General features: G+C 69.0%; 13 protein-coding genes. 6 read left to right on the top strand and 7 right to left on the bottom strand.

What is annotated here, in order from left to right:
• Positions 1-90: 90 nt before the first annotated feature.
• The 5 genes from ACLBYD_RS00285 (at position 91) to ACLBYD_RS00265 (ending at position 10,755) form a co-directional block, all read left to right on the top strand.
• The gene (locus ACLBYD_RS00285; protein ID WP_447814956.1) at positions 91-663 is read left to right on the top strand and encodes a DUF732 domain-containing protein; all 573 of its coding nucleotides are present in this window, start codon (positions 91-93) and stop codon (positions 661-663) included.
• Positions 664-683: 20 nt separating this feature from the next.
• Positions 684-1,643, top strand: coding sequence for a cutinase family protein (locus tag ACLBYD_RS00280; protein ID WP_447814955.1), 960 nt, complete (start codon positions 684-686; stop codon positions 1,641-1,643).
• 684 nt (positions 1,644-2,327) lie between these two features.
• Positions 2,328-4,217: a long-chain-fatty-acid--AMP ligase FadD32 gene (gene fadD32 / locus ACLBYD_RS00275; RefSeq protein ID WP_060652455.1), complete on the top strand. Its 1,890-nt coding sequence runs from the start codon at positions 2,328-2,330 to the stop codon at positions 4,215-4,217.
• A gap of 53 nt (positions 4,218-4,270) precedes the next feature.
• Positions 4,271-9,205 carry a polyketide synthase Pks13 gene (gene pks13 / locus ACLBYD_RS00270; protein WP_447815340.1) on the top strand — a complete coding sequence of 1,645 codons (4,935 nt, stop codon included), beginning with the start codon at positions 4,271-4,273 and terminating at the stop codon, positions 9,203-9,205.
• A gap of 8 nt (positions 9,206-9,213) precedes the next feature.
• Positions 9,214-10,755, top strand: coding sequence for an acyl-CoA carboxylase subunit beta (locus ACLBYD_RS00265; protein WP_447814953.1), 1,542 nt, complete (start codon positions 9,214-9,216; stop codon positions 10,753-10,755).
• Between the two features lie 36 nt (positions 10,756-10,791).
• Here the strand turns inward: ACLBYD_RS00265 and ACLBYD_RS00260 are convergent, their stop codons facing one another.
• The 3 genes from ACLBYD_RS00260 to ACLBYD_RS00250 all read right to left on the bottom strand — a co-directional run bounded on the left by ACLBYD_RS00260 (position 10,792) and on the right by ACLBYD_RS00250 (position 18,229).
• Entirely contained in the window at positions 10,792-11,433 is a 642-nt protein-coding gene (locus ACLBYD_RS00260; protein WP_447814951.1) for a TetR/AcrR family transcriptional regulator, read from the bottom strand.
• A gap of 146 nt (positions 11,434-11,579) precedes the next feature.
• Complete coding sequence (locus ACLBYD_RS00255; protein WP_447814950.1) at positions 11,580-14,888, bottom strand: arabinosyltransferase domain-containing protein; 3,309 nt, start codon at positions 14,886-14,888, stop codon at positions 11,580-11,582.
• Positions 14,889-14,932: 44 nt separating this feature from the next.
• Entirely contained in the window at positions 14,933-18,229 is a 3,297-nt protein-coding gene (locus ACLBYD_RS00250; protein WP_447814948.1) for an arabinosyltransferase domain-containing protein, read from the bottom strand.
• 130 nt (positions 18,230-18,359) lie between these two features.
• Here ACLBYD_RS00250 and ACLBYD_RS00245 point away from each other — a divergent pair, with 130 nt between their 5' ends.
• Positions 18,360-21,137, top strand: a complete 2,778-nt coding sequence (locus tag ACLBYD_RS00245; protein WP_447814947.1) for an FAD-binding and (Fe-S)-binding domain-containing protein — start codon at positions 18,360-18,362, stop codon at positions 21,135-21,137.
• 11 nt (positions 21,138-21,148) lie between these two features.
• Here ACLBYD_RS00245 and ACLBYD_RS00240 read toward each other — a convergent pair whose 3' ends face one another.
• The 4 genes from ACLBYD_RS00240 to ACLBYD_RS00225 form a co-directional block, all read right to left on the bottom strand.
• Entirely contained in the window at positions 21,149-21,586 is a 438-nt protein-coding gene (locus ACLBYD_RS00240) for a hypothetical protein (protein ID WP_447814946.1), read from the bottom strand.
• Between the two features lie 229 nt (positions 21,587-21,815).
• Positions 21,816-22,976 carry a hypothetical protein gene (locus tag ACLBYD_RS00235; protein WP_447814945.1) on the bottom strand — a complete coding sequence of 387 codons (1,161 nt, stop codon included), beginning with the start codon at positions 22,974-22,976 and terminating at the stop codon, positions 21,816-21,818.
• A complete protein-coding gene (locus ACLBYD_RS00230; RefSeq protein ID WP_447814944.1) occupies positions 22,973-23,248 on the bottom strand; it encodes a hypothetical protein in 276 nt (91 codons plus the stop codon). Before ACLBYD_RS00230 ends, ACLBYD_RS00235 begins: the two co-directional genes overlap by 4 nt.
• Positions 23,245-23,547, bottom strand: coding sequence for an SAV_915 family protein (locus ACLBYD_RS00225; protein WP_447814943.1), 303 nt, complete (start codon positions 23,545-23,547; stop codon positions 23,245-23,247). The genes ACLBYD_RS00230 and ACLBYD_RS00225 overlap by 4 nt, the downstream gene beginning before the upstream one ends.
• Positions 23,548-23,577 lie beyond the last annotated feature (30 nt).

Below are 23,577 nucleotides of genomic sequence, written 5' to 3'. Positions count from 1 at the left end.
GACGCTCCTACCGGCCGCACGGGCCGCTCTGTAGCCTGGGGCGCATCTGACCAAGTTCGACCGACATCCCGGATGTGAGGACCCCACCACATGCCTGCACGGACCCGCTCGCGCTCGACCCGAGTCCTCGGCGCCCTCGCTGCGGCACTGACCGCCACGGCCGTTCTCTCCGCGTGCGGAAGCGACGACTCCACCGCGACGAACACGCCGACGACGTCTGCCGCCACGGAGACCTCGACGTCGACATCGACCTCCGCGGCCGAGACATCCCCCGGCGCCGCCGGGGCCGAGACCACGGGCGAGACCGAGACGAGCGAGGCGTCCCCGGCTCCGTCCTCGCCCGCTGCCGGAGACGACGATGCCGGAGAGGACACGGGAGCCGGCACGGGCGCGGCACCCGCTCCCACGCCCGGCGCACAGGCCTTCCTCGACGGTCTCCGCGCCGAGGGTGTCGAGCCCAGCGACGAGACCGGCGCGGTGAACATCGCCGACTACATCTGCAGCGCCCAGGCGCAGGGCGGGTCGCCGGAGGAGATCAAGGTGTTCGTGACCGCGCTCGTGGGTAGTGATGCTGCAGCCGGTGGTGTCGAGTTGTCGGAGGAGCAGGCCTCCTCGACGGCCGACACGTACATCGCCGTCGCCGGCGAGACGTACTGCAACTAGGGAACGCGGGGACAGCACGAATGGTCAGGACGAAGCAGCGTCGCGGACGCAGGATCGTGGTCGTGGGGGCGCTGCTCGTCCTGGCGATCGTGCTGGTGCTCTGGTACATGCTCGCGGGGCGGCTGGACATCCCGTCGCCGATTCCCGCCCCGCCCGGGCCGGAGGAGCCGCAGTCGCAGCCGGCCTCGTGCCCCGACGTGCAGGTCGTCGCGGTGCCGGGCACCTGGGAGTCCGCGGTGGGCGACGATCCGTACGCTCCGGCCGCGAACCCGTACTCGCTCATGCTCAACGTGACGAGGCCGCTGCAGGAGCGTTTCGACGCCCAGCGCGCCGATGTCTACACGGTGCCGTACGTCGCGCAGTTCTCGAACCCCATCGCGATCCCGCCGGACGGCCAGCAGTCCTACAACAACAGCCGCAGTGAGGGATTCGCGGCCACCACCGACATCCTCGCGCGACGCTCGGCCGAGTGCCCGCTGACCACCTACGTGCTCACCGGTTTCTCGCAGGGTGCCGTGATCGTGGGTGACGTCGCCGCGCAGATCGGTGCCGGCAACGGCCCGGTCCCCGCCGACCGGGTGCTCGGTGTCGCACTCGTTGCCGACGGTCGCCGCGACGGGGTCTCGGGCACCGACATCGGTGCGCCCGTCGCCGGAGTGGGCGCCGAACTGTCGCTCGACGGCCTGCGGCTGCCGGGGATCACGATGACCGGCGCGCGTCCCGGTGGCTTCGGGGAGCTCGACGACCGCACGATCCAGATCTGCGCGCCCACGGACAGCATCTGTGACGCACCGCCGAACGCGCTGAATCCCGCCAACTGGATGTCGGCCGCTCCGCGCCTGCTCGAGTACGTCAACAACCCGATCCACGCGATGTACAACACCTACGTCGTGGACGAGAACGGCACGACCGCGACGCAGTGGATCGCGAACTGGGCGGCGGAGAAGATCGATGCCGCACCGGAACCCGCAGAAGAATGAGGTGCGGCCGTCGCTGCACGCGGGGGCGGTTCGGGTCCGAGTGAACCCTCCCACATATTACTCGCCGGTAGTGTCCGATCTCACCACCCGGTACACTCGAAAGACGGGCTGCCTTTAGACTCATCCCTCGGCTGCGTGCCCGGCCGTCCGGGATCGTGGCGCACGACGACTGCCACAGGAGAAGAGGTTCATGGTGCCAGCGACGGCACGGCGAACGGCCGGCCCCCTCCGGGGGCGTAGCGACGGCCCGCGACCGGGAATGATCCTTGTCACGAGCTCTCGCGTCGGTCGGGCGTACGTACCGGGGCGCCGATCCTGGGCAGCAGAGGGCGGCGGGTTGCACCGTCGGTCGGTGCCGGCGTCGAAAAACCGTCGCACACAATCGGATCGTGTGCTCGTCTCCTTCGACGGGCGCGGAATGTGTGTGTGAAGACGACCATGTCGTATCTTTGTGTTTCCCGTGTGCGAGGGGAAGCGTTCCTCCCGGCGACCGCACTTTGCGAGGGTGCGCGTGATGCCGATCTGTAACATATTCGTGATCTGGGGTCGATGGACACGTTCGAGGAACGGACCGCCGGAAGCCGTGGGGGGCGGTATCGGTACGACGATCCGCCGGCGCGGAGGAAAAGTTAGTGGCGCAACCATGTCGAGTGGTTGTGGGATCGCTTCGACAGGGAGAAGGAATTGAGCGTCGGGTTCGAAGAGTTCATCGATGAGAACGGGCGGATCAGGCTGCCGGAAGGGCAGACCCTGCTCGATCACCTCGAGGGGAACTTCGCTTCAAACGGTGACGACCTCGCCTACCGGTACATCGACTACTCGCGGGAACGCGACGGCGAGGTGCACGAGCTGACCTGGGATCAGTTCGGCGTGCGCATCAAGGCCATCGCCGCGCGCCTGCAGCAGGTCACCGCTCCCGGCGACCGCGTCGCGATCCTCGCTCCGCAGGGCCTCGACTACGTCGTGTCCTTCTTCGCCGCGATCTACGCCGGCACCATCGCCGTGCCGCTGTTCGATCCCGACGAGCCCGGCCACACCGATCGCCTGCACGCCGTTCTCGGCGACTGCACCCCCAGCGCGATCCTCACCGCCACCTCCTCCGCGGCCGGCGTGCGGCAGTTCTTCCGCCCGCTCCCCGCTGCGCAGCGTCCCCGCGTGATCGCCGTCGACGCCATCCCCGACTCGGTCGCCGAGTCCTGGAACCGGCCGCCCATCGGCACCGACGACATCGCGTACCTGCAGTACACCTCCGGCTCGACCCGCGTTCCCGCCGGCGTCGAGATCACCCACCGCTCGGTGCTCACCAACGTCATCCAGATGGCCGACTCCATCGAGCTCAACGAGTCGTCGCGCGGCGTGACCTGGCTGCCGCTGTTCCACGACATGGGCCTGCTCACGGTGATCCTGCCCGCGGTCGGCGGCAAGTACATCACCATCATGAGCCCGCGTGCCTTCGTGGCCCGGCCGAGCCGCTGGATCCGCGAGCTCGCCGCCGTCTCCGACGGCGCCGGCACCTTCGCCGCCGCCCCGAACTTCGCGTTCGAGCACGCTGCGGCACGCGCGGTCCCCAAGCCGGGCGAAGAACTCGACCTGAGCAACGTCATCGGCCTGATCAACGGCAGCGAGCCGGTCACCACGTCGTCGATGCGCAAGTTCAACGAGGCATTCGGGCCCTACGGTCTGCCCCGCACGGCGATCAAGCCGTCCTACGGCATGGCCGAGGCCACCCTGTTCGTCTCCTCCACCCGTCACAGCGACGAGGCGAAGGTCATCTACGTCGACCGCACCGCACTCAACGCGGGCCGGGTCGTGCGCGTCGAGCCCGATGCCGAGAACGCCATCCCGCAGGTCTCCTGCGGTTACGTCGCGCGCAGCCAGTGGGCCGCGATCGTCGACGCCGAGACCGGCACCGAGATGCCCGACGAGCAGGTCGGCGAGATCTGGCTGCACGGCGAGAACATGGGCATCGGCTACTGGGGTCGCAAGGAAGAGACCGACAACACCTTCCACAACCGCATCACCAAGCGTCTGGCCGAGGGCAGCCACGCCGAGGGCACCCCGGACGACAGCAAGTGGCTGCGCACCGGCGACTACGGCGTCTACATCGACGGCGAGCTCTACATCACCGGTCGCGTCAAGGACCTCGTGATCGTCGACGGCCGCAACCACTACCCGCAGGACCTCGAGTTCTCGGCGCAGGAGGCCAGCTCCGCGCTCCGTCCCGGCTTCGTCGCGGCGTTCGCGGTGCCGGCCAACCAGCTGCCGCGCGAGGTGTTCGACAACGACGCCTCCGGCCTGCAGTTCGATGCCGACGATTCGTCGGAGCAGCTCGTGATCGTCGCCGAGCGCGCTCCCGGCGCCGGCAAGGCCGATCCGCAGCCGATCGCCGACGCGGTGCGTGCCGCGATCTCGTCCCGGCACGGTGTCACCGCCCGCGACGTGCTACTCGTGCCGGCCGGTTCGATCCCCCGTACGTCCAGCGGAAAGATCGCGCGTCGGGCGTGCAAGACCGCATATGTCGAGGGAACGCTGCGTGGTGGTTACCAGCAGCAGGCCTTCCCGGACAGCGTGTAAGAACGAATGTCCTCTTTCCCGGGTAGCGTGGTGGGTTGATGTCTGACACTGAAATGACGGTTGCGCAGCTGCGCGAATGGCTGCGCAACTGGATCGCCGACGCGACCGGGCAGCCGGTCTCCCAGATCTCGGACGATCGTCCGATGGAGGAGTTCGGGCTGTCCTCCCGGGACGCCGTCGCCATGGCGGGCGAGATCGAGGAACTCCTCGGTGTCACCCTCAACGCGACGATCGCCTACCAGCACCCGACGATCGCGTCGCTCGCGACGCGCATCATCGAAGGTGAGCCCGAGGCACCCGCCGAGGACGACTCCGCCCTGTACACGGTCGGTGCCGCGGCGGGTTCGAAGGACGTCGCCATCGTCGGTCTGTCCACCCGTTTGCCGGGCCACGTCGACACCCCCGAACAGATGTGGGAGCTGCTCGCGTCCGGACGCGACGGCATCTCCGATCTGCCCGAGGGCCGCTGGTCGGAGTTCGAGAACGACCCCGCCGTGTGGGAGTCGATCCGCAACGCCAACACCAGGGGCGGCTACCTCGACGACGTCAAGGGCTTCGACGCCGAGTTCTTCGCGATGTCGCCGCGCGAGGTCGAGATGGTCGACCCGCAGCAGCGCCTCGCGCTGGAGCTGACCTGGGAAGCACTCGAGCACGCGCATATCCCGCCGAGCGACCTCAAGGGCGGCTCGGTCGGTGTGTTCATCGGCAGCTCGGCGAGCGACTACATGCTCCTCGCGGTCGGCGATCCGTCCGCAGCGCATCCCTACGCGCTCACCGGCACCTCCACCGCGGTCATCGCCAACCGGGTGTCGTACTTCTACGACTTCCACGGCCCGTCCGTCACGCTCGACACGGCGTGCTCGTCGTCGCTGGTCGCCGTGCACCAGGCCGTGCGTGCGCTGCGCAACGGCGAAGCCGACGTCGCCCTCGCCGGTGGCGTCAACATGCTGCTCGCCCCGGCCGGCACCCTCGGCTTCGACGAACTCGGCGTCATGGCACCCGATGGCCGCATCAAGGCGTTCTCCGCCGACGCCGACGGCATGATCCGCGCCGAGGGTGGCGGTCTCGTGGTGCTCAAGCGTCTCGAGGACGCCGAGCGCGACGGCGACGACATCCTCGCGGTGATCGCCGGTTCGGCCGTCAACCAGGACGGCCGCTCCAACGGGCTGGCCGCTCCCAACCCCGAAGCGCAGGTCGACGTGCTGCGCCGCGCCTACCGCGACGCGCAGATCCTGCCGTCCGGTGTCGACTACATCGAGGCACACGGCACCGGCACGGTGCTCGGCGACCCGATCGAGGCCGACGCGCTCGGCCGCGTCGTCGGTCGTGGCCGCGAGGACGACAAGCCGGTCCTGCTCGGTTCGGCCAAGACCAACTTCGGTCACCTCGAGTCCGCCGCCGGTGCGGCCGGTCTCATCAAGGTCGTTCTCGCGATGCAGAACGATCAGCTGCCGCCGACGCTCAACTACACCGCGCCCAACCCGTACATCCCGTTCGACAGCGCACATCTGAAGGTCATCCCCGAGGGTGCGAAGTGGCCGCGCTACACCGGTCGCGCCGTCGCCGGTGTGTCCGGCTTCGGTTTCGGTGGCACGAACGCGCACGTCGTCGTGCGCGAGTACACCGGCCCCGAGGGGCTCGAAGCGTCCGAGGCCGAGGTCGAGGTCCTGCCGGAGGAGATCCCCGCCGTTGCGGAGACCACCGGGCAGGCCCGCGAGCTGCCCGTCCTGCTCGCCGTCTCCGCTGCGATGCCGTCGCGTCGCCGCCGTGCCGCCGCCGATCTCGCCGACTGGCTCGAGACCGAGAAGGGCAGCACGACGCCGCTCGCCGACGTCGCCCGCACGCTCGCTCGTCGCAATCACGGCCGGTCCCGCGCGATCGTCGTGGCGAGCAACCATGGGGAGGCGATCGCCGGTCTGCGTGCCGTCGCCGCCGGCAAGCCCGCGCAGGGCGTGTTCACCGCCGACGCTCCCGCCTCCAAGGGCGCGGTGTGGGTGTTGTCCGGCTTCGGTGCCCAGCACCGCAAGATGGCCAAGCAGCTGTACCTGGAGAACCCGGTCTTCGCGGCGGCCGTCGACGAGGTCGACGAGCTGATCTACGACGAGTCGGGCTACTCCATGAAGGAGAAGTTCCTCGACGACGCGCAGGACTACGACGTCGAGACGGCGCAGGTCGGCATCTTCACGATCCAGATCGGTCTCGCCGCGCTGCTGCGCCACCACGGTGCCGAGCCCGCCGCGGTCGTCGGCCACTCGATGGGTGAGGCCGCCGGCGCCTACATCTCGGGGGGACTCTCGCTCGAGGACGCCGTGCGCGTCATCTGCTCGCGTTCGCGTCTGATGGGTGAGGCCGAATCCGGCCTGACCGGCGACGACATCCGCCTCATGGCGCTCGTCGAGTACAGCGCCGCCGAGATCACCGACGTGCTGCCCGACTTCCCGCAGCTCGAGGTTTGTGTCTACGCGGCGCCGACGCACACCGTCATCGGTGGCCCGCAGGAGCAGGTCAACGCGATCGTCGCGCGTGCCGAGGCCGAGGAGAAGTTCGCCCGGGTCCTGCAGACCAAGGGTGCGAGCCACACCTCGCAGGTCGATCCGATCCTCGGCGAGCTCGCGGCCGAGCTCGCCGGCATCGAACCGCACCGCCTGAAGGTCGACCTGTACTCGTCGGTCGACCAGGAGACGCTCTACCGCGCAGGTCACGACGGTATCCACGACGTCGAGTACTGGACCAAGGGCATGCGCCACAGCGTGTACTTCACGCAGGCGATCCGGCAGGCGCTGTCCGACGGGCACACCACCTTCGTCGAGCTCAACGCCAACCCCGCGACGCTCATGTCGGTCGCGGCGACGGCCTTCGACGCCGGTGTGCAGGACGGCCAGTTCATCCAGACGCTCAAGCGCAAGGAGGACGAGTCCCTCGGCGTGCTGACCGCGCTCGCGCAGTTGTACGTGCACGGACAGTCGGTCGACCTGAAGACGCTGCTGCCGGAAGGCGACTACGTCGACCTGCCGCGCACCGCCTTCATCCGCAAGCCGTACTGGGTCGACGCCAACATCGGCACCTCGGGCAACGGCCGCGCGCCCGGTGCCCGCGTCGCACTCCCGGACGGTCGTTACGTGTGGGAGGTGCCGGCCTCCGCCGTCACCGACGCGGCCGAGCTGGTCGTTGCGGCGGCCTCGCAGGTGCTGTCGGATGTCACGCTCACCGCGTCCATCCCGCACGCCGACGTCCCCGCGACCGGCACCCTCACCACGACGCTCACCCGGCACCCGGGCGGTGCATCGCTGCAGGTGCACGCGAACGCCGGTGACGGTTTCACGCTCGTCCACGAGGGTGTCGTCACCTCCGGTGAGCCGCTGCCCGCGCCCGTCGCGGTGGCCGCGGAGCCGGCCGCGCAGGCCGAGGAGCTGCCCGAGGTCGTCGAGTCGTTCGGCGACAAGTGGGATCCCAACGGATCGCAGAGCCTCGACGACCGCCTGACGCTGATCGTCGCCGAGTCCATGGGTTATGCGCCCGAGGATCTGCCGGCCGAGATCCCGCTCATCGAGCTGGGCCTCGACTCGCTCATGGCGGTCCGCATCAAGAACCGCGTCGAGTACGAGTTCGACATCCCGCAACTGCAGCTGTCGGCGGTCAAGGACGCGAGCCTGCGCGACGTCGCGAAATACCTGCGGTACGCCGTCGAGAACCGCGAGGAGGTCGCGCAGCTCGCCGAGCAACAGGCCGCCGAGAAGGCAGCCGAGCGCGCCGCCGCTGCGAACGGCGAGGACCTCCCGCAGGTCGCGGAGCAGGTCGAGCTTCCCCGGCTCGAGGACACCACCGCGGTGGGTGAGGCCGAGCAGATCCTCGCCGACGCCGAAGCGCAGACCGCGGCCGAGACGGCCGAGTCCGAGCAGGAGTCGAGCGGTGTCGACGTGCCGCCGCGCGACGCCGCGGAACGGTTGACCTTCGCCTCGTGGGCCGTGGTCACGGGCAAGTCGGCCAAGGGCATTTTCAACCCGTTGCCGAAGCTCGACCGCGATGTCGCCGAGAAGCTCGCGGCACGGCTGACCGAGCGGGCCGAGGGTGAGATCACCGTCGACGACGTGCTCGCCGCCCCGACCGTCGAGCAGCTCGCCGAGACCGTCCGTCAGCATCTCGAATCCGCCGATCGCATCGACGGACTCGTGCGCACGCTGCGGCCCCGCGCCGAGGGATCGGACACCGTGCCGGTCTTCGTCTTCCACCCCGCGGGTGGTTCGACGGTCGCGTACGAGCCGCTGCTGCGCCGCCTGCCCGCGCACATCCCGGTGTTCGGTTTCGAGCGCACCGAGGGCCCGATCGACACCCGCGCACAGGCGTACCTGCCCCTCATCGAGGAGATCCAGGGCGACGGCCCGTACGTGCTGTGCGGCTGGTCGCTCGGCGGTGTCCTGGCCTACGCGGTGGCCCGTCTGCTCCGCGAGGAGGGCAAGGACGTGCGTCTCGTCGGTCTCATCGACACCGTCATGGCCGGTGAGAAGGTCGAGGACACGCCCGACGAGATCCGTAAGCGCTGGCAGCGTTACTCGGCGTTCGCGAAGAAGACCTACGGGATCGACGCGCCGCTGCCCTACGACCTGCTGGCCGAGGCCGGCAGCGACGAGGAGCAGATCGGCATCCTGATGGGCCTGCTCGAGCTGAGCGGGGCGCAGATCCCCGGCGGCATCATCGAGCACCAGCGCACGTCGTGGCTCGACAACCGCGCCATCCAGACCGCGGAGCTGCTGCCCTACGACGGCAAGGTCGTGCTGTACATGGCCGACAAGTATCACGACGACGCGATCGATCTCGAGCCGGCCTTCGGGACCCGGCAGCCCGACGGTGGGTGGGGCGAGGTCGTCGCGGATCTCGAGGTCGTGCACGTCGGCGGCGATCACCTGCAGATCGTCGACGAGCCGTACATCTCGAAGGTGGGGGAAGACCTGACCCGCAAGCTGGCCGACATCGAGGCCTCGAGGAGCTGAACGAAGAAGTGAGCACCACGGCACAGAAGCTGGCCGAGCTGCGCGAGAAGTTGGAGATCGCGAAGGAGCCTGCCGGCGAACTCGCGATCGCCAAGCGCGCGAAGAAGGGCATCCCCAGCGCTCGCGAGCGCATCGACATGCTGCTCGACAGGGGCAGCTTCGTCGAAATCGGCGCGCTGATGAAGATGCCGGGCCGCGACGATGCGATGTACGGCGACGCCGTCGTCGTCGGGCACGGCACGGTCGACGGCCGCCCGGTCGCGGTGTTCTCCCACGACCAGACCGTCTTCGGCGGCAGCGTCGGTGAGATGTTCGGCCGCAAGGTCGCCGCGGTCCTCGACTTCGCCCTCAAGATCGGTTGCCCCGTCGTCGGCATCAACGACTCCGGTGGTGCCCGCGTGCAGGACGCCGTCACCTCGCTCGCCTGGTACGGCGAGATCGGCAAGCGTCACGAGCCGCTGTCGGGTCTGTGCCCGCAGATCTCGGTGATCGTCGGCAACTGCGCCGGTGGTGCGGTCTACGCGCCGATCAACACCGACGTCGTGGTCGCCACCGAGGGTTCGCACATGTTCGTCACCGGCCCGGACGTCATCAAGGCGGTCACCGGTGAGAACGTGAGCCTCGAGGAGCTCGGCGGTGCCCGTCAGCAGGCCGAGTACGGCAACGTGCACCACGTCGCGCCGGATGAGAAGGCCGCTTTCGAGTGGGTGCGGCAGTACCTGAGCTACATGCCGTCCAACGCGCAGGAGAAGCCTCCGATCATCAATCCCGGTCTCGAACCGGAGATCACGCCCGACGATCTCGAACTCGACACGTTCATGCCCGACGCCGACAACTCCGGCTACGACATGCACGACATCCTGCTGAAGATCTTCGACGACGGCGAGTTCCTCGAGGTCCGCTCACAGACCGCGCCGAACATCATCACCGGCTACGCGCGCGTCGACGGTCATGCCGTCGGTGTCGTGGCGAACCAGCCGCTGTACCTGTCGGGTGCGCTCGACGCGGCCGCTGCCGACAAGGCCGCGCACTTCGTGCGCGTGTGCGACGCCTACGACATCCCGCTCGTGTTCGTCGTCGACACCCCCGGCTTCCTGCCCGGTGTCGAGCAGGAGAAGATCGGCGTCATCAAGCGTGGCGGCCGCTTCCTGTTCTCGTACGTCGAGGCATCCGTCCCGAAGGTGACCGTCGTGGTGCGTAAGGCCTACGGCGGCGGCTACGCCGTGATGGGTTCGAAGCAGCTCGGCGCCGACATCAACTTCGCGTGGCCCACCGCGCGTATCGCCGTGATGGGTGCCGAATCGGCTGTCGCGGTGATCGGCCGCCGGCAGATCGAGGCCGCGGGCGAGAACGCTCCCGCGGTGCGTCAGCAACTCATCAACTTCTACAACGAGCACGTGGCGACGCCGTACATCGCGGCCGAGCGCGGATACGTCGACGCGGTGATCGAGCCGTCGACGACCCGCCTCGAGATCCGTAAGGCGCTCACCCTCCTTCGCGACAAGGAAGTGTTCAAGAACCCGCGGAAGCATCACCTGCTGCCGCTGTAGAACAGCCGGAGAACCCGCGCCGACGGGGTCTGTGCACTAGGACGTGCGCAGGCCCCGTCTCGCGTATCCGACGATCTGCTCGACCTCTGCGTCGGCGTCGAAGGTGGACGCGTCCCGCCACAACAGGTGTTCCATCACCGCGAGCAGCAGGATCGAAGTGGTGAGCGAATCCCGTTGCGGGTCGTCCGATCCCAGATCGGCGATGGGGCCGGCGAGCACCTCCGCGACCGCCTTCTCCAGGTCCTCGCGCACCTTCGGTGCATGCGACCGGCCGCCGGCGGAGGACACGACGTTGCGGGTGGCGGCGGCGATCTCGGGATCCACGGCCTGGTTCAGGACGGCCGCGATGCCGGCGCGCAGGGCGGCCTCGGGGTCGGCGGCCTTGTCGATCTTGTGACGCAGATACCGGACGAGTCGGTGTCCGCCCTCTTCGACGACGGCGTCGACGAAATCGCCCTTGCTCTTGAAATAGCGGTAGAAGGCGTCGTTGGAGAGTCCCGCGGCGGCCACGATGTCGGCGACACGCGCGGGTTCGCCCCGGGTGAGCAGTTCGCGTCCGCACCGGATCAGGGTGTCGACGTCGCGGCTCGCGGCCTCCTGTCGGGGCGTCAGGCTTCGCTTCACGGCCTCGGAGGCGCGGGGCGACAGGGTCGACCCAGCTGAATTCTCGGTGGTCACCCGCTCATTCTAGATAACCGAAACCAGATTCTGGGATGCCCCGACCCTGTCGCGGCCGGAAGATCCGGGAACCGTCCAGCTGCCGACACCGGGCAGGTGCGTGAAGCCGGGGGCGGTCACCACGGCGACGATCCGACCGGCGCCCGTCACTCGTAGACGCGCATCGGCGCGGGCTTCCACAGACCCGACCGCGTCACCTCGGTGGTGGTCAGTTCGGCCGGCTGCGCATTCGGGTAGAAGCGCACGTACCGCTCCACCGAACCCCAGTCGCGCCCCCAGTCGTTCTCGAGGTAGGTGGGCACCTGCTCGGGTCGCGCCAGGACCTCCGCGAAGCCGAGCGGGCCACCGTTGTCGGCCGACTGCCAGGTGTCGGTCGACGACACCGCGAGCGGACGGTCGGGGAGGACCCGGTAGTTCGGCATCTCGGCGACACCGGCCCAGTGATCGAACGGCCGCTGGCACGGGAACTGCAGGCCCACGGCCCAGTCCAGCAGGAGCGGCTGCTCGGAACCGAGCTGGGCGTCGAGCCGCTCGAGGGTCGGGACGCGCGGCGGCGTGAACGCCAGCCACTGGTCGCCGGTGAGGTTGGGATCGTTGGCGACGATGCGGACGGCGTCGACGTCGTCGGGCAGGTCGGCGAGCGGCACACGCAGGTTCCGCCACGACGGCGCGGGGCCGATGTCGCGCGGCAGGTAGGTGCCCTTCGCCTCGACGCTGCCGTCGGCCTGGCGGGTGCCGTACTCGACGAGCAGCGACTGGCCGTAGGTCAGTGCACCGGTGTCGTCGTACGACCAGATGCGACCGGCCGCGGAGATGATCACCAGCGGCGTCTCGTCGGTGATCTCGGGCAGGGCGTACCAGCTGGAGGTGAGCGCGGCGGGTTCCTGCACACCCTCCTGGTAGCTGCCGAGCACCGGGGTGACGGACGGGTCGAGCCCGAAGGGCAGACGCACGGTGCTGCCGTTGACGGTCTGCTCACCGGAACCACCCGTGGTGCCGCCGCCCGCGCCGGTCTCGAAGGTCGGGCCGACGCTCTGGTTGTCGGTGTTGCCCTGGCCCGGCTTGACCTCGACGTAGTCGGCGGTCAGGTCGGACGGCACGCCGTCGGGAGTGAAGCCGCGCGGCGCCGCACCGGCGAGCGGGTCGTCGTTCGCCGGCGGGTTGGCGGGGTCGATGATCGCTTCGAGGCGTCCCTCGTTGGGGTCGGCCTCGACGAGCACGTCGTTCGCGAGACCGCAGGTCTGCCCGGCGACCGCCCCGATGTTGGAGCGGACGAGCGAGTACGCCGGGTACTGCGACACCGCTCCCTTGAGCAGCGACAGCACCTCGAACAGCACCATCACCGCGGCGACGACCGTGAGCGGCGCAGCCGCGAGGGCGCGGATCCGCCGGCCCTTCTTCGTCTCGGGCGACTCCGGCGGCGGTGCGTAGCCCTCGCGGAGGTACTGCCACGCGACGAGCACCAGGGCGAGACCGAACAGGACCAGGAACAGCGAGCTGGACTGGTAGCCGCTCAGCGAGACGGTCTTGTCGAACCACGGCACGCCGTAGCTCGAGACGTACCACCAGCCGTTGATGCCGGCGAACGACACCGCCAGGACGAACAGCAGTCCGGCGAGGAAGATCGTGCGGTTGCGCCGCGACCGCAATGCGCTTGCGGAGACCACGACGGCCGTGACCGTCGCGAGCGATCCGGCGATGCCCGCGTACGCCCCGAAGTGGTGGGTCCACTTCGTGGGGTTGAACATCATGAAGAAGATCGTGCCGAAGACGATGCCGAGCAGACGCCAGGTCGGGCTCACGGCGACGCCGGGGATCCGGCGGCGGCGCAGCAGCACGAACAGCGTCGTGAACAGGCACAGCAGCATCGTGAGGAACGCGAAGCGGCGCGGCAGCGACCCGTCGACGGTCTGCACCATCAGGTAGTAGTAGCGGAGGAAGTCGTTCCACCACTCCTCGTTGGGGCCGATGATGGTGCGCACGCGGGTCGCCTCGAGGACCGCGGCGAGAGTCTGGTCGGAGAACACCACGACGAGCACGAGCAACCCGGCGGCGCCGATCGGTGCGAGCAGCGGCAGGGTGCCGACCTCGCGGTGGCGGCGCACGATGATCCGCGTCATCGGCCGGATGCCGGCGATGAGCGCAGCCACACACATCAGGCCGGTCGGTGCCGCGGCGAGCGTGAACGCGCCGATGATCACCGCGGTCGCGGCGGGCAGCAGACGACCGGTCGCGATGGCACGCTCGATCGAGCACCAGGTCAGCAGCGCACCGAGGGCGACGATCGGCTCGGGCCGCAGACCGTTGTTGTAGGGGAGCCAGAAGGCGAGGAAGACCAGTCCGCCGGTCCACAGTGCGATGTGGTTGTGTCGCACGGCCCGGCCGAGGCGCGGCACCACCTCACGGCTGATGACCATCCAGCACAGGATTCCGGCGATCAGTGCCGGGATGCGCATCCACGGGCTGGCCGTGGAGATCTTCGCGAACGCCGCCAGCACGTCGTAGTACCAGCCGAAGGGTGCTTCGGGGACACCGAACCAGCGGAAGTAGTTGGCCATGTAGCCGGAGTTCTCCGACACCCGCGCCATGGTCAGCAGGTAGCCGTCATCCGAGGTGTTCGCACCGAAGAAATGCCAGCCGACGAGCGTGAGGACCACGACGACGTCGACGCCGGTGAACTTCCACCAGCGGGCCGGCAGGAACCGGCGGTGACCACGACCGTCCGTGCCGTCGAGCTTGGCCAGCGCGCCGAGCGCGAGTGCCGTCGACAGCACCGCCAGGATCATCGCGAGGGACTTGACCAGCGTCGGCGACGACGTGAACCGGGAATCTACATCGACGGTGACGTCGAGGCCGGGAACTGCGGTCGGCAGGTCGCTGAACACGCCCACGACGAGCGGCCTCAGGTCGCCGGTGAGCTCACCGGACCGCGGGTTGCCGTTCTCGTCCGAGAGGCCGACGAACTCGGCGGTGGTGCGTTCGGAGTCGGAGAAGATCTGCAGTTCGCTGCACGCACCCGACTCGACGTCGGCGCGCGGCGCGGTCGCGACCACCACGTTGCGGTCGAGCACGTCGACGTTCTCGGCGCCGACCCGCACGAACATCGCGTTGAGCGCGGCGTCCTGCCCGTTGGTGGGGGCGGTCGCGAGCAGCATCCCGCCGTCGCCGGGCATCTCCGCGACGGCGCTGCACGGCACGGTGGCGCGGAACTGGAGGGGGACCTGCGACATCAGCGGCAGTTCGACGTCGGTCGCCGCCGCGTCCTGCGGCCACGACATCGTCGCCTCGGTCACGCGGACCGGGAGGAACGGTGTGGCCAGCGCCAAGATCATGCCGAGCAACCCGGCGACGACGGCGACGAGTCGCGCGGTCCGGTACCGAGTGCGAAGGTCCTCGCCCATCGACCGTGGGGCGGTCGGAGCGGGCGCGGGTGAGGTCGTCACGTCGTCGGGCACGGGAGTCGATGGTATCCGGCGACGTGGTGTGACGGCACTCGCCCTTACTCCAGCAGGACGGGGACCCCGTCACGGATGCGGCCCGGCGACCACAGGCCGGAGCGGGTCGTCACGTCGGTGGTGACCTCCGCGGGGGAGGCATCCGGGTCGATCGGACGGTACTGCTCGAGCGATCCCCAGTCGCGATCCCAGTCGTGGTTCAGATAGGTGGGGACGGCCTCGGCGTTCAGCAGAAGCGGGATCCAGCCGAGCGGTCCGCCGCCGATGTCGTCCTGCCAGCCGTTCGTCGCGTCGGCCCCGACACGGTCCGGGAGGATGCGGTACTCGGGGACCTCGGCGACACCGTTGCGGTGCCCGAAGGGTCGCTGGCACGGGAAGGCGAGACCCACCGACCAGTCGATGAGGACCGGGGCGTCGGATCCGACGACCTCCTGCAGGGTTTGCATGCGCGGCATCCGCGGCGGCGTGACCGCGACCCACTGGTCGGGGGAGAGGTCACCGTCGTCGACGACGATCCGCACGGCGTCGGCGTCGGCCGGGATCGCGTCGCTCGGCACGCGCAGGTTGCGCCAGGACGGCGACGGGCCGATGTCGATCGGGGCGAGCGTGGCCAGCGGCGTCACGTCGTCCCCGGACGACGAACCGAACTCCAGCAGCACGTCCTGACCGGGGGTGATGACACCGTCCGGGTCGACGTAGCGGACGCGTCCCGCCGCGGTCACGACCAGCAGCGGTGTCTCGTCGGTGCGCTCCGGCAGCGCGTACCAGCCGGATTCGAGCTCGGCCGACTGCTGCACGCCGGAGCGGTAGCTGCCGAGGACGGGCGTGGTCTGCGGGTCGAGGCCGAAGGGCAGCTTCACGGTGCTGCCGTTGATGCCCTCGTCGCTGGTGCGACCGCCCTCGGTGCCGGCGCTGGTGGATGTGGTGGTGCCGCCCTCCTCGCTGTCGATGGTGTTGGCGCCACCGGTCGTGGTGGTCTCCGCGTCGGCGGTGAGGTCGAGGGCCACGCCGTTCGGGGTGAAACCGACGGCCGTGCCCGCACCCAGGGCCTCGCCCGCATCACCGTCGAGAGGCTGCAGCATCGTCGCGTTCGGGTCGGACTCGACGAGCACCTCGTTGGCGAGTCCGCAGGAGTTGCCCGTGAGGGCCGCCGCGTTCGACTTGGCGATCGAATAGGCCGGGTACTGCGAGACCGCGCCCTTGAGCAGCGACAGCACCTCGAACAGCACCACCGCCGCCGCGACCAGCGTGAGCGGGGCCGACGCCAGGGCCCGCACCCTGCCGTTGCGGTCGGGCCGCGGCGTGGTGAACGGCTCGCGCAGGTGGAACCACGCGGCGAGGAGCAGGGCGAGCACCGTGAGGCCGAGCAGCGCCGTGGAGAAGGCGTAACCGGAAATCGACGGCGGCTTGTCCCACCACGGGATGCCGTAGCTCGAGACGTACCACCAGCCGTTCGAACCCGTGAAGGCCATCGCCAGGACGAACAGCACCCCGGCGGTGAACAGCGCCCGGTTGCGGGCCGATCGGATGCCGACCGAGCCCACTCCGATCGCGGCGAGCGCAGCCACCGACGCGGCCAGACCCGCGTACACACCGAAGTGGTGCGTCCACTTCGTCGGCGTGAGCATCATGAGCAGCAACGACGCGAAGACGATGCCGAGGATGCGGCGCGACGGTCCGATCGCGGTGCCCGGGATGCGGCCCTTGCGCAGGATCAGCATGACGCACACGACCAGGCACAACAGCATCACGAACACGCCGAACCGGCGGGCCAGCGAACCGTCGGGGGAGACGGTGAGCAGTGCGTCCCACCGCAGTCGCTCGTCGAACCACGGCACGTTCGGGCCCACGGCCGAACGCACGCGTGTCGCTTCGAGGACCGAGGCGAGTGTCTGGTCGGCGAAGACGGCGATGAGCACGACGGTGCCCGACGCCAGGATCGGCGCGAGGGGTGCGACGACACCGACGAGATGCCGGCGCGCGATAAGAACCTTCACCAGCGGGCGCATCCCTGCGACGAGCGCGGCCACCGCGATCAGGCCGGTCGGGCCGGCGGCGAGCGAGAAGGCCGCGATGAGGACCGCGATCGCGGCCGGCAACATGCGGCCGGTCGCGATGGCGCGTTCGATCGAACACCAGGTCAGCAGTGCACCGACCGCGATGATCGGCTCGGGGCGCAGACCGTTGTTGTAGGGGAGCCAGAAGGCGAGGAAGACCAGCCCGGCCGTCCACAGCGACACCCGGCTGTGCCGGACGGCGACGCCGAGCCGGGGGATGACCTCGCGGCTGATGACCATCCAGCACAGGATCGCCGCGATGAGCGTGGGCAGGCGCATCCACACGCTCGACGTCGAGACCTGTGCGAACACGACGAGCACGTCGTAGAACCAGCCGAACGGCGCCTCGGGCACACCGAACCAGCGGAAGTAGTTGGCCATGTATCCGGCGTCGCCGGACACCCGCGCCATGTTGAGGATGTAGCCGTCGTCCGAGGTGTTCGCGCCGAGGATGTGCCAGAGCAGCAGGGTGCCCACGACCACCGCGTCCACCAAGGTGAACCGCCACCAGCGGGCCGGCAGGAACCGGCGCGCGCGGCGCCCGTCGATTCCGTCCAGGCGATGCAGGGCGACGAGAGAGACCAGCGTCGCGAGCGCGCACACGATCATCGCGAGGAGCTTGAGCACGGTGGGGGTCGAGGTGAATCGCGAATCGAGCTCGGCGCGCACCGACAACCGTTCCGTGGAGTCGTCACCGTCGGGTTCGAACGCGCCCGCGGGGCCGGTGAGATCGCTGAAGACACCGACCATCTGCGGCCGCTCGTCGCCCTCGAGCTCGATAGCGACCGGCGGGTCCGCGCCCACGATCTCGGCAGCGGTGCGTTCGGAGTTCGATGCGACCGTCACCGCCGTGCAGGGTTCGTCGAGCGGCGCCGAGACGAGCACCGAGTTGCGCAGGACGGCCTCGACGGTGCCGGGGGCGCCGTCCTCACCGGGTACCGCGCGGATCACCAGGCCCTCCGCCGTGGCGTCCGGGGAGCCGGACGGGATGGTCGAGACGAGGGTGCCGCCGTCGGAACCGAGCTGCGCTGCTGCCGCGCACGGCACGCTGACCCGCAGCGTGAGCGGGGCGTAGGTGACGAGCGGCGCCTCGACACTGTCGATGCTGCCGTTCTGCGGCCACTCCAGTTCGCCGGTTTCCTGCCGGACCGGCAGGAACGGAAGAGTCAGAGCCAGCACGAACCCGAGCAGTCCCGACACGATCGCGACGATCCGAGCTGTGCGGACGCGCGATGTCGGGTCGGACGAATCGGTTTTCCCGGGCGAAGCGGTATCGGCTGGCACAAGCGTCGATGCTAGGCGAGTCCCGTCACGGTCCCGGCTCGCGCCGCTCCGCTTGCACTACTCGTGGGTACTCCGCGGTTCTGTCCGACCACGTCCGGAGCGATGCCTCCCGCCACTAGCATCGCTGTCTATGAAGACGTCCACCCCGATCGGGCGCGCTCTGCGCGCGGCGGGCATCGGGGAAGTCTGCGACGACTCGACCACGCGCGCGCTGTACTCGTCCGACGCTTCTCTCTATCGCGTCCCGCCACAGGCCGTGGTGCGCGCCCGATCGATCGACGACGTCGCCACGACCCTCGACGTGTGCCGCCGAGAAGGTGTCCCCCTCACCTCCCGCGGCACCGGCACGTCGCTCGCGGGCAATGCCGTCGGACCCGGCGTGGTCATCGACTTCTCGCGTCACCTGAACCGGGTGCTCTCCGTCGACCCAGAGACCCGGACCGCGCGGGTGCAACCGGGTGTCGTGCAGGCCGAACTGCAGCGCGCCGCGGCACCGCACGGTCTGCGCTTCGGCCCCGATCCGTCCACCCACAACCGGTGCACGATCGGCGGGATGATCGGCAACAACGCGTGCGGGGCGCGGGCGCTCGGCTACGGCCGCACGTCCGACAACGTCGTCGCCCTCGAGGTGCTCACCGGCACCGGTCACCCGCTGACGCTGCCCGGTGAGGACCCGACGCTCGGGCCGCTGCGCGAGATCGTCGCGCGCGATCTCGCGACCATCCGCACCGAATTCGGTCGTTTCGGCCGGCAGGTGTCGGGTTACGCACTCGAGCATCTGTTGCCGGAGAACGGATTCGACGTCCGGAAGCTGTTCGTCGGCAGCGAGGGCACCCTCGGGATCACGACCGAGGCGACGGTGGAGCTGGTCGCCGATCCCGCCGTCCGCACGATGGTCGTGCTCGGCTATCCCGACATCGTCGCCGCCGGTAACGCGGCGCACGGACTACTCGGGTTCCGGCCCACGGCGTGCGAGGGACTCGACTCACGGATCGTCGACATCGTCCGGCACCGGCGCGGACCGCAGGCGGTACCGCCCCTGCCGTCGGGTGCCGCGTGGCTGTTCGTCGAACTGGCCGGTGACGACGCCGACGAGGTGCGCGACCGGGCGTGCGCACTCGCGCAGGCCGCCGCCGCGACCGACGTCCTGCACGTCGAGGATCAGGCGCGGGCCGCCGCGCTGTGGCGTATCCGGGAGGAGGGGGCCGGCCTGTCGGCGAGAAGTCCGAAGGGACTGCCCGCGCACGCGGGATGGGAGGACGCCGCCGTCCCTGCCCACCGGGTCGGCGACTATCTCCGCGACTTCGAGGAACTGCTCGCCGGATACGACGTCACCGGCTATCCCTACGGGCACTTCGCCGACGGATGCATCCACATCCGCCTCGACATCCCGCTCGAGGTTCCCGGTCTTTTCCGTGAATTCCTCTTCGAGGCAGGCAAACTCGTCGCCGAGTACGGCGGGTCGATGTCGGGGGAGCACGGCGACGGCAGGGCCCGGAGCGAACTGCTGCCCCTGATGTACTCGCCCGACGCGCTCGCGCTGTTCGGCGCCGTGAAGTCGGTCTTCGATCCGGAGAACATCCTCAACCCCGGAGTGCTCGTCGACCCGCGTCCCGTCGACGTCGACCTCCGTGTCCCGGCCGCGCGGAAGGTCCGGGAGGGGCTGGCCTTCCGCTACCTCGACGACGGTGGCGACTTCACGCAGGCCGTCCACCGGTGCACGGGGATCGGCAAGTGCCGCGCCGACAACACCGGCACCGGCGGGGTGATGTGCCCGTCCTTCCTCGCGACCCGCGAGGAGAAGGACTCCACCCGCGGACGAGCACGGACGCTGCAGGAGATGCTCAACGGGCACCTCGTCGACGAGTCGTGGCAGTCGCCGGAGGTGCACGAAGCGCTCGAGCTGTGCCTGTCGTGCAAGGGATGTCTGTCGGACTGCCCGACCGGGGTCGACATGGCGACCCTCAAATCCGAAGTGCTGCACCAGACCTACCGGGGACGGCGACGGCCCGCCAGTCACTACGGTCTCGGCAGGCTACCGCAGTGGGCGGCGATCGCCTCCCGCGCGCCGCGTGCGGTCAACGCTCTGACCCGGATCCCGGGCGTCGCCCCGCTCGGCTTGACCGTCGCCGGTCTCGATCGACGCCGTCATGTTCCGGCGTTCGCTCCCCGCACCTTCCGGAAGTGGTTCGCCGACACCCTCCCGCAACGATCCCGCACGGGTGATCCGGTGCTGCTGTTCGTCGACACCTTCACCGAGTACTTCACCCCGGAGGTCGGGGCCGCTGCCGTGCGTGTCCTCGAGACGGCCGGATACAGCGTGCACATCACCGACGAACCCCGCTGCTGCGGACTGACGTGGATCACCACCGGCCAGCTCGACCAGGCCCGGAAGATCGTGGGCCGCACTGTCGCCGAACTCTTCCGCAGCGGCATGCCGATCGTCGGGCTCGAACCGTCGTGCACCGCCGTCCTGCGCTCCGACGCGGTCGAACTGCTCGGGTCCGCACCCGCGCGTCTCGTGGCCGACAGCACCACGACCCTCGCCGAACTCCTCGCCGACTGGGAACCGCCGTCGCTGGACGGAACACGGATCGTCGCGCAACCCCACTGCCACCACCACGCCGTCATGGGCTGGGGTGCCGATGCCGCCCTGCTGCGGCGCGCGGATGCCGACGTGCAGCGACTCGCCGGCTGCTGCGGCCTGGCCGGGAACTTCGGGGTCGAACGCGGGCACTACGACGCGTCGGTGGCGGTCGCGCGGACCCAACTGCTGCCGGCCGTCGAGGCGGCATCCGACGACGCGGTGATCCTCGCCGACGGGTACTCGTGCCGTACCCAACTCGGCGATCTCACGACGCGGCGCGGCACGCACCTGGCGGAGTTGCTGGCCTCACGACTGCCGTAGGTACGGCGGGCTCACCCTCTGCGGCGTCGCCCTCTGGTGCGTTCGCTTCGGGTGGGGCGCGGACCGAGTTCGTAGGGGATCTTCAGGATGTGGCGGGTTTTGGCGTCGATGTCGCAGTTGCCGGAGGCGACGGAGTGGAGAATTCCGTTGTAGACCAGGTCCCACAGGTCAGGGTTGCGTTGGAGATGGATGAACTTGAAAGAGTGGATCTCGTTGCCGTGGGCATCTTTCAGCCGAAGGACGCGGTTGTAACCGTCGGCGGAGAAACGGATGCGGGTGAGGCGGTAGGTGTCCACCCAGCTGCTACGCCATTGCACCCAACTGGCACCGGCTGCGGTCCAGTGGTTTCCGATGGCGCGGAACATCATCCACCCACCCGCAACAACAATGATCCAAGCACCCCACCAGTGAATCCAGCGAAAATCTCCGCTCGAGATCGTGAAGAACACGACCGTAATGCTCATCATGAGCAGCGCGTTGAAGTATCGGTGGTTTGCGGGAGGCTGGAGCCATTCGAGGGTGGGGCCGAGATGGTGCGGTATTTCCGGGGGGGTCCGTGGGAGCCGGTGGGCCGGTGTGCGCTCGGTTCCATTGTAGATACGCGGTGCACGGGGAGGGCGCGGGTCGCCTGTGATCGGATCAGGCATCTGAGGAAGGTCGGTTGCGTTCATTTGTGCCTCAGAACAGGTTTCCTACCCAGCGTGCTGCGGAGCCGGCGGCGCCGGAGATATCGTCCCAGTGTTCGATTACTTCGCCCACACCAAACGCGACACCGACCCCGGCGCCGACGGCGAGCAAGGTGGCCGGCCCTCCCGCAGCACTGGCGAGTATCAGTTCGGTCGCTACGGTTCCGGCAACAAACCCACCTACATCTTTTGCGACGGCCTTTACGGCGTCTCCAGTGGTTTCGGCGCTCATGACATCGACGTAGGTCTGGGCACCCGTAAGAAACCCTCCTACGACAGGTACTTTCGATCCGAACTTTGCTAGCGCGGACCCCTCCGGGAGATAGTCATCAACGTAGCTGCCGAAGAACTCGATGAACCTATTGTTGCCGAGTCCTGCAAGCAATCGAGAGTTCTCCGCAGCGAACCGCGCTGCATCGTCCGCGCCACCTTGGAAAGCTCGAACAGCCCTGGCCGCCGTCGCTTCCGGGTACGGATCACCAAGTCGCGCCGCTTCGGCAGCAAGCTCACGCAGCCGGGCGAGGGTCGCACCTCGCGTAGCGGCTTCGTTGCCCCATTTCGACAGCTCGGCGACTGTCGTCGCTATGTATCCGCCCAAGGTATGCGCCAAGAGCCATTCCCATTGGGCTTCTGCGTCCTTCAGAATCGTCGTCGGCCCGCGCAGGGCCTCCGCGAGCGCGCTGTGCGCTGAGATTTCGACCGCGCGACCGTCGGCAACAAGCGCCGCAGCCGTCTCGTAAGCCGCGATCTGCTTCGCCCGAAGTATCTGGGGCGCAAGATCGTACGAGTTCGGATCGACGTCGAGTGGCTCACCGATCCCGCCGCCGAACTCCACGGGAAGGTCGGCTTCCGCTGCTGTCGCCTCGGCCTGCGACATGCGTGACCGGACGGTGACGAGTCCGTCGGCGAATGCGCGCAGGGCAGCGGCAATCACGTCGATCTGGTCTGCAGCCTCGGTCGTCCCTGTGATGACGCGGTCGAGCGTCGTGCGGAACGCATCTCCCGCAGGGCTTCTGAATTCGTATTCGGATTCGGTGCGTCCGTCGCGTGCCGACTTCAGCCGGTCGTTCACACCTGTGGCGAGGGCAGCGAGCGAATCCGCACATGCGTAGCAGGAGGTGGGGTCGCCGAATACTCGGGTGTCGAGACTCATCCCTCACCTGCCTTCGCGATCTCCTGAGCAGTGTGCGACTCGGCGTCCTGGTAGGCGCGCAGACTGTCCTGGGTGGTGTCGGCTGCACTGGCCAGCGACCGGACCGCTGCGTCCAGCGCGGAAGCAATCGACCCGAGAGCTTCGACGAGCAGCGGAGTGGCGGCGCCCGCGTCGGGTATCGGCGCAGGATCGGATCCGAGCTCGTCGATTCCTATTGCTCCGGTCGCCAGGAGCTTCGCGACCGTGTTGAGGTCGCCGATGTCGATGGTCACCGGGTCGCTCTCCTGCCGAGCGGGTCCTCGAATGGACGGTCTTCGTCCTCGACCGGGGGCGGTGGTGGTTGTCGGCCGTCGAGCAGGACCACGTCGTACCGGGTGGTCCGATGGATCTCCTGCAGCCCTCTGCTGTCGACGCCCATCCACGGTTGCTGCGGTCCACAACAGCGGACCAGTTCCTCCAGTGAGGTGTAGGCGGGCAACGCCAACCGGTCGTCGGACAGAGTGCGCATCTCGAGCCGAACCTGCCCGGAACTGTCGCGGCGTCGGATCGGCACATACAGAACGTCGCTCATCGAATCCCCCGATTCCGTCGTACCCCCCGT

The sequence above is a fragment of the Rhodococcus sp. C26F genome, assembly GCF_053345925.1.
The sequence above is the reverse complement of the archived record's forward strand: the minus strand, read 5'-3'. Positions and strand labels throughout refer to the sequence as shown.

Bases quoted from the DNA above. Each gene is read 5' to 3' on its own strand.
- ACLBYD_RS00285 (WP_447814956.1), top strand. From the start codon at position 91: ATGCCTGCACGGACCCGCTCGCGCTCGACCCGAGTCCTCGGCGCCCTC.
- ACLBYD_RS00280 (WP_447814955.1), top strand. From the start codon at position 684: ATGGTCAGGACGAAGCAGCGTCGCGGACGCAGGATCGTGGTCGTGGGG.
- pks13 (WP_447815340.1), top strand. From the start codon at position 4,271: ATGACGGTTGCGCAGCTGCGCGAATGGCTGCGCAACTGGATCGCCGAC.
- ACLBYD_RS00245 (WP_447814947.1), top strand. From the start codon at position 18,360: ATGAAGACGTCCACCCCGATCGGGCGCGCTCTGCGCGCGGCGGGCATC.
- ACLBYD_RS00235 (WP_447814945.1), bottom strand. From the start codon at position 22,976: ATGAGTCTCGACACCCGAGTATTCGGCGACCCCACCTCCTGCTACGCA.
- ACLBYD_RS00225 (WP_447814943.1), bottom strand. From the start codon at position 23,547: ATGAGCGACGTTCTGTATGTGCCGATCCGACGCCGCGACAGTTCCGGG.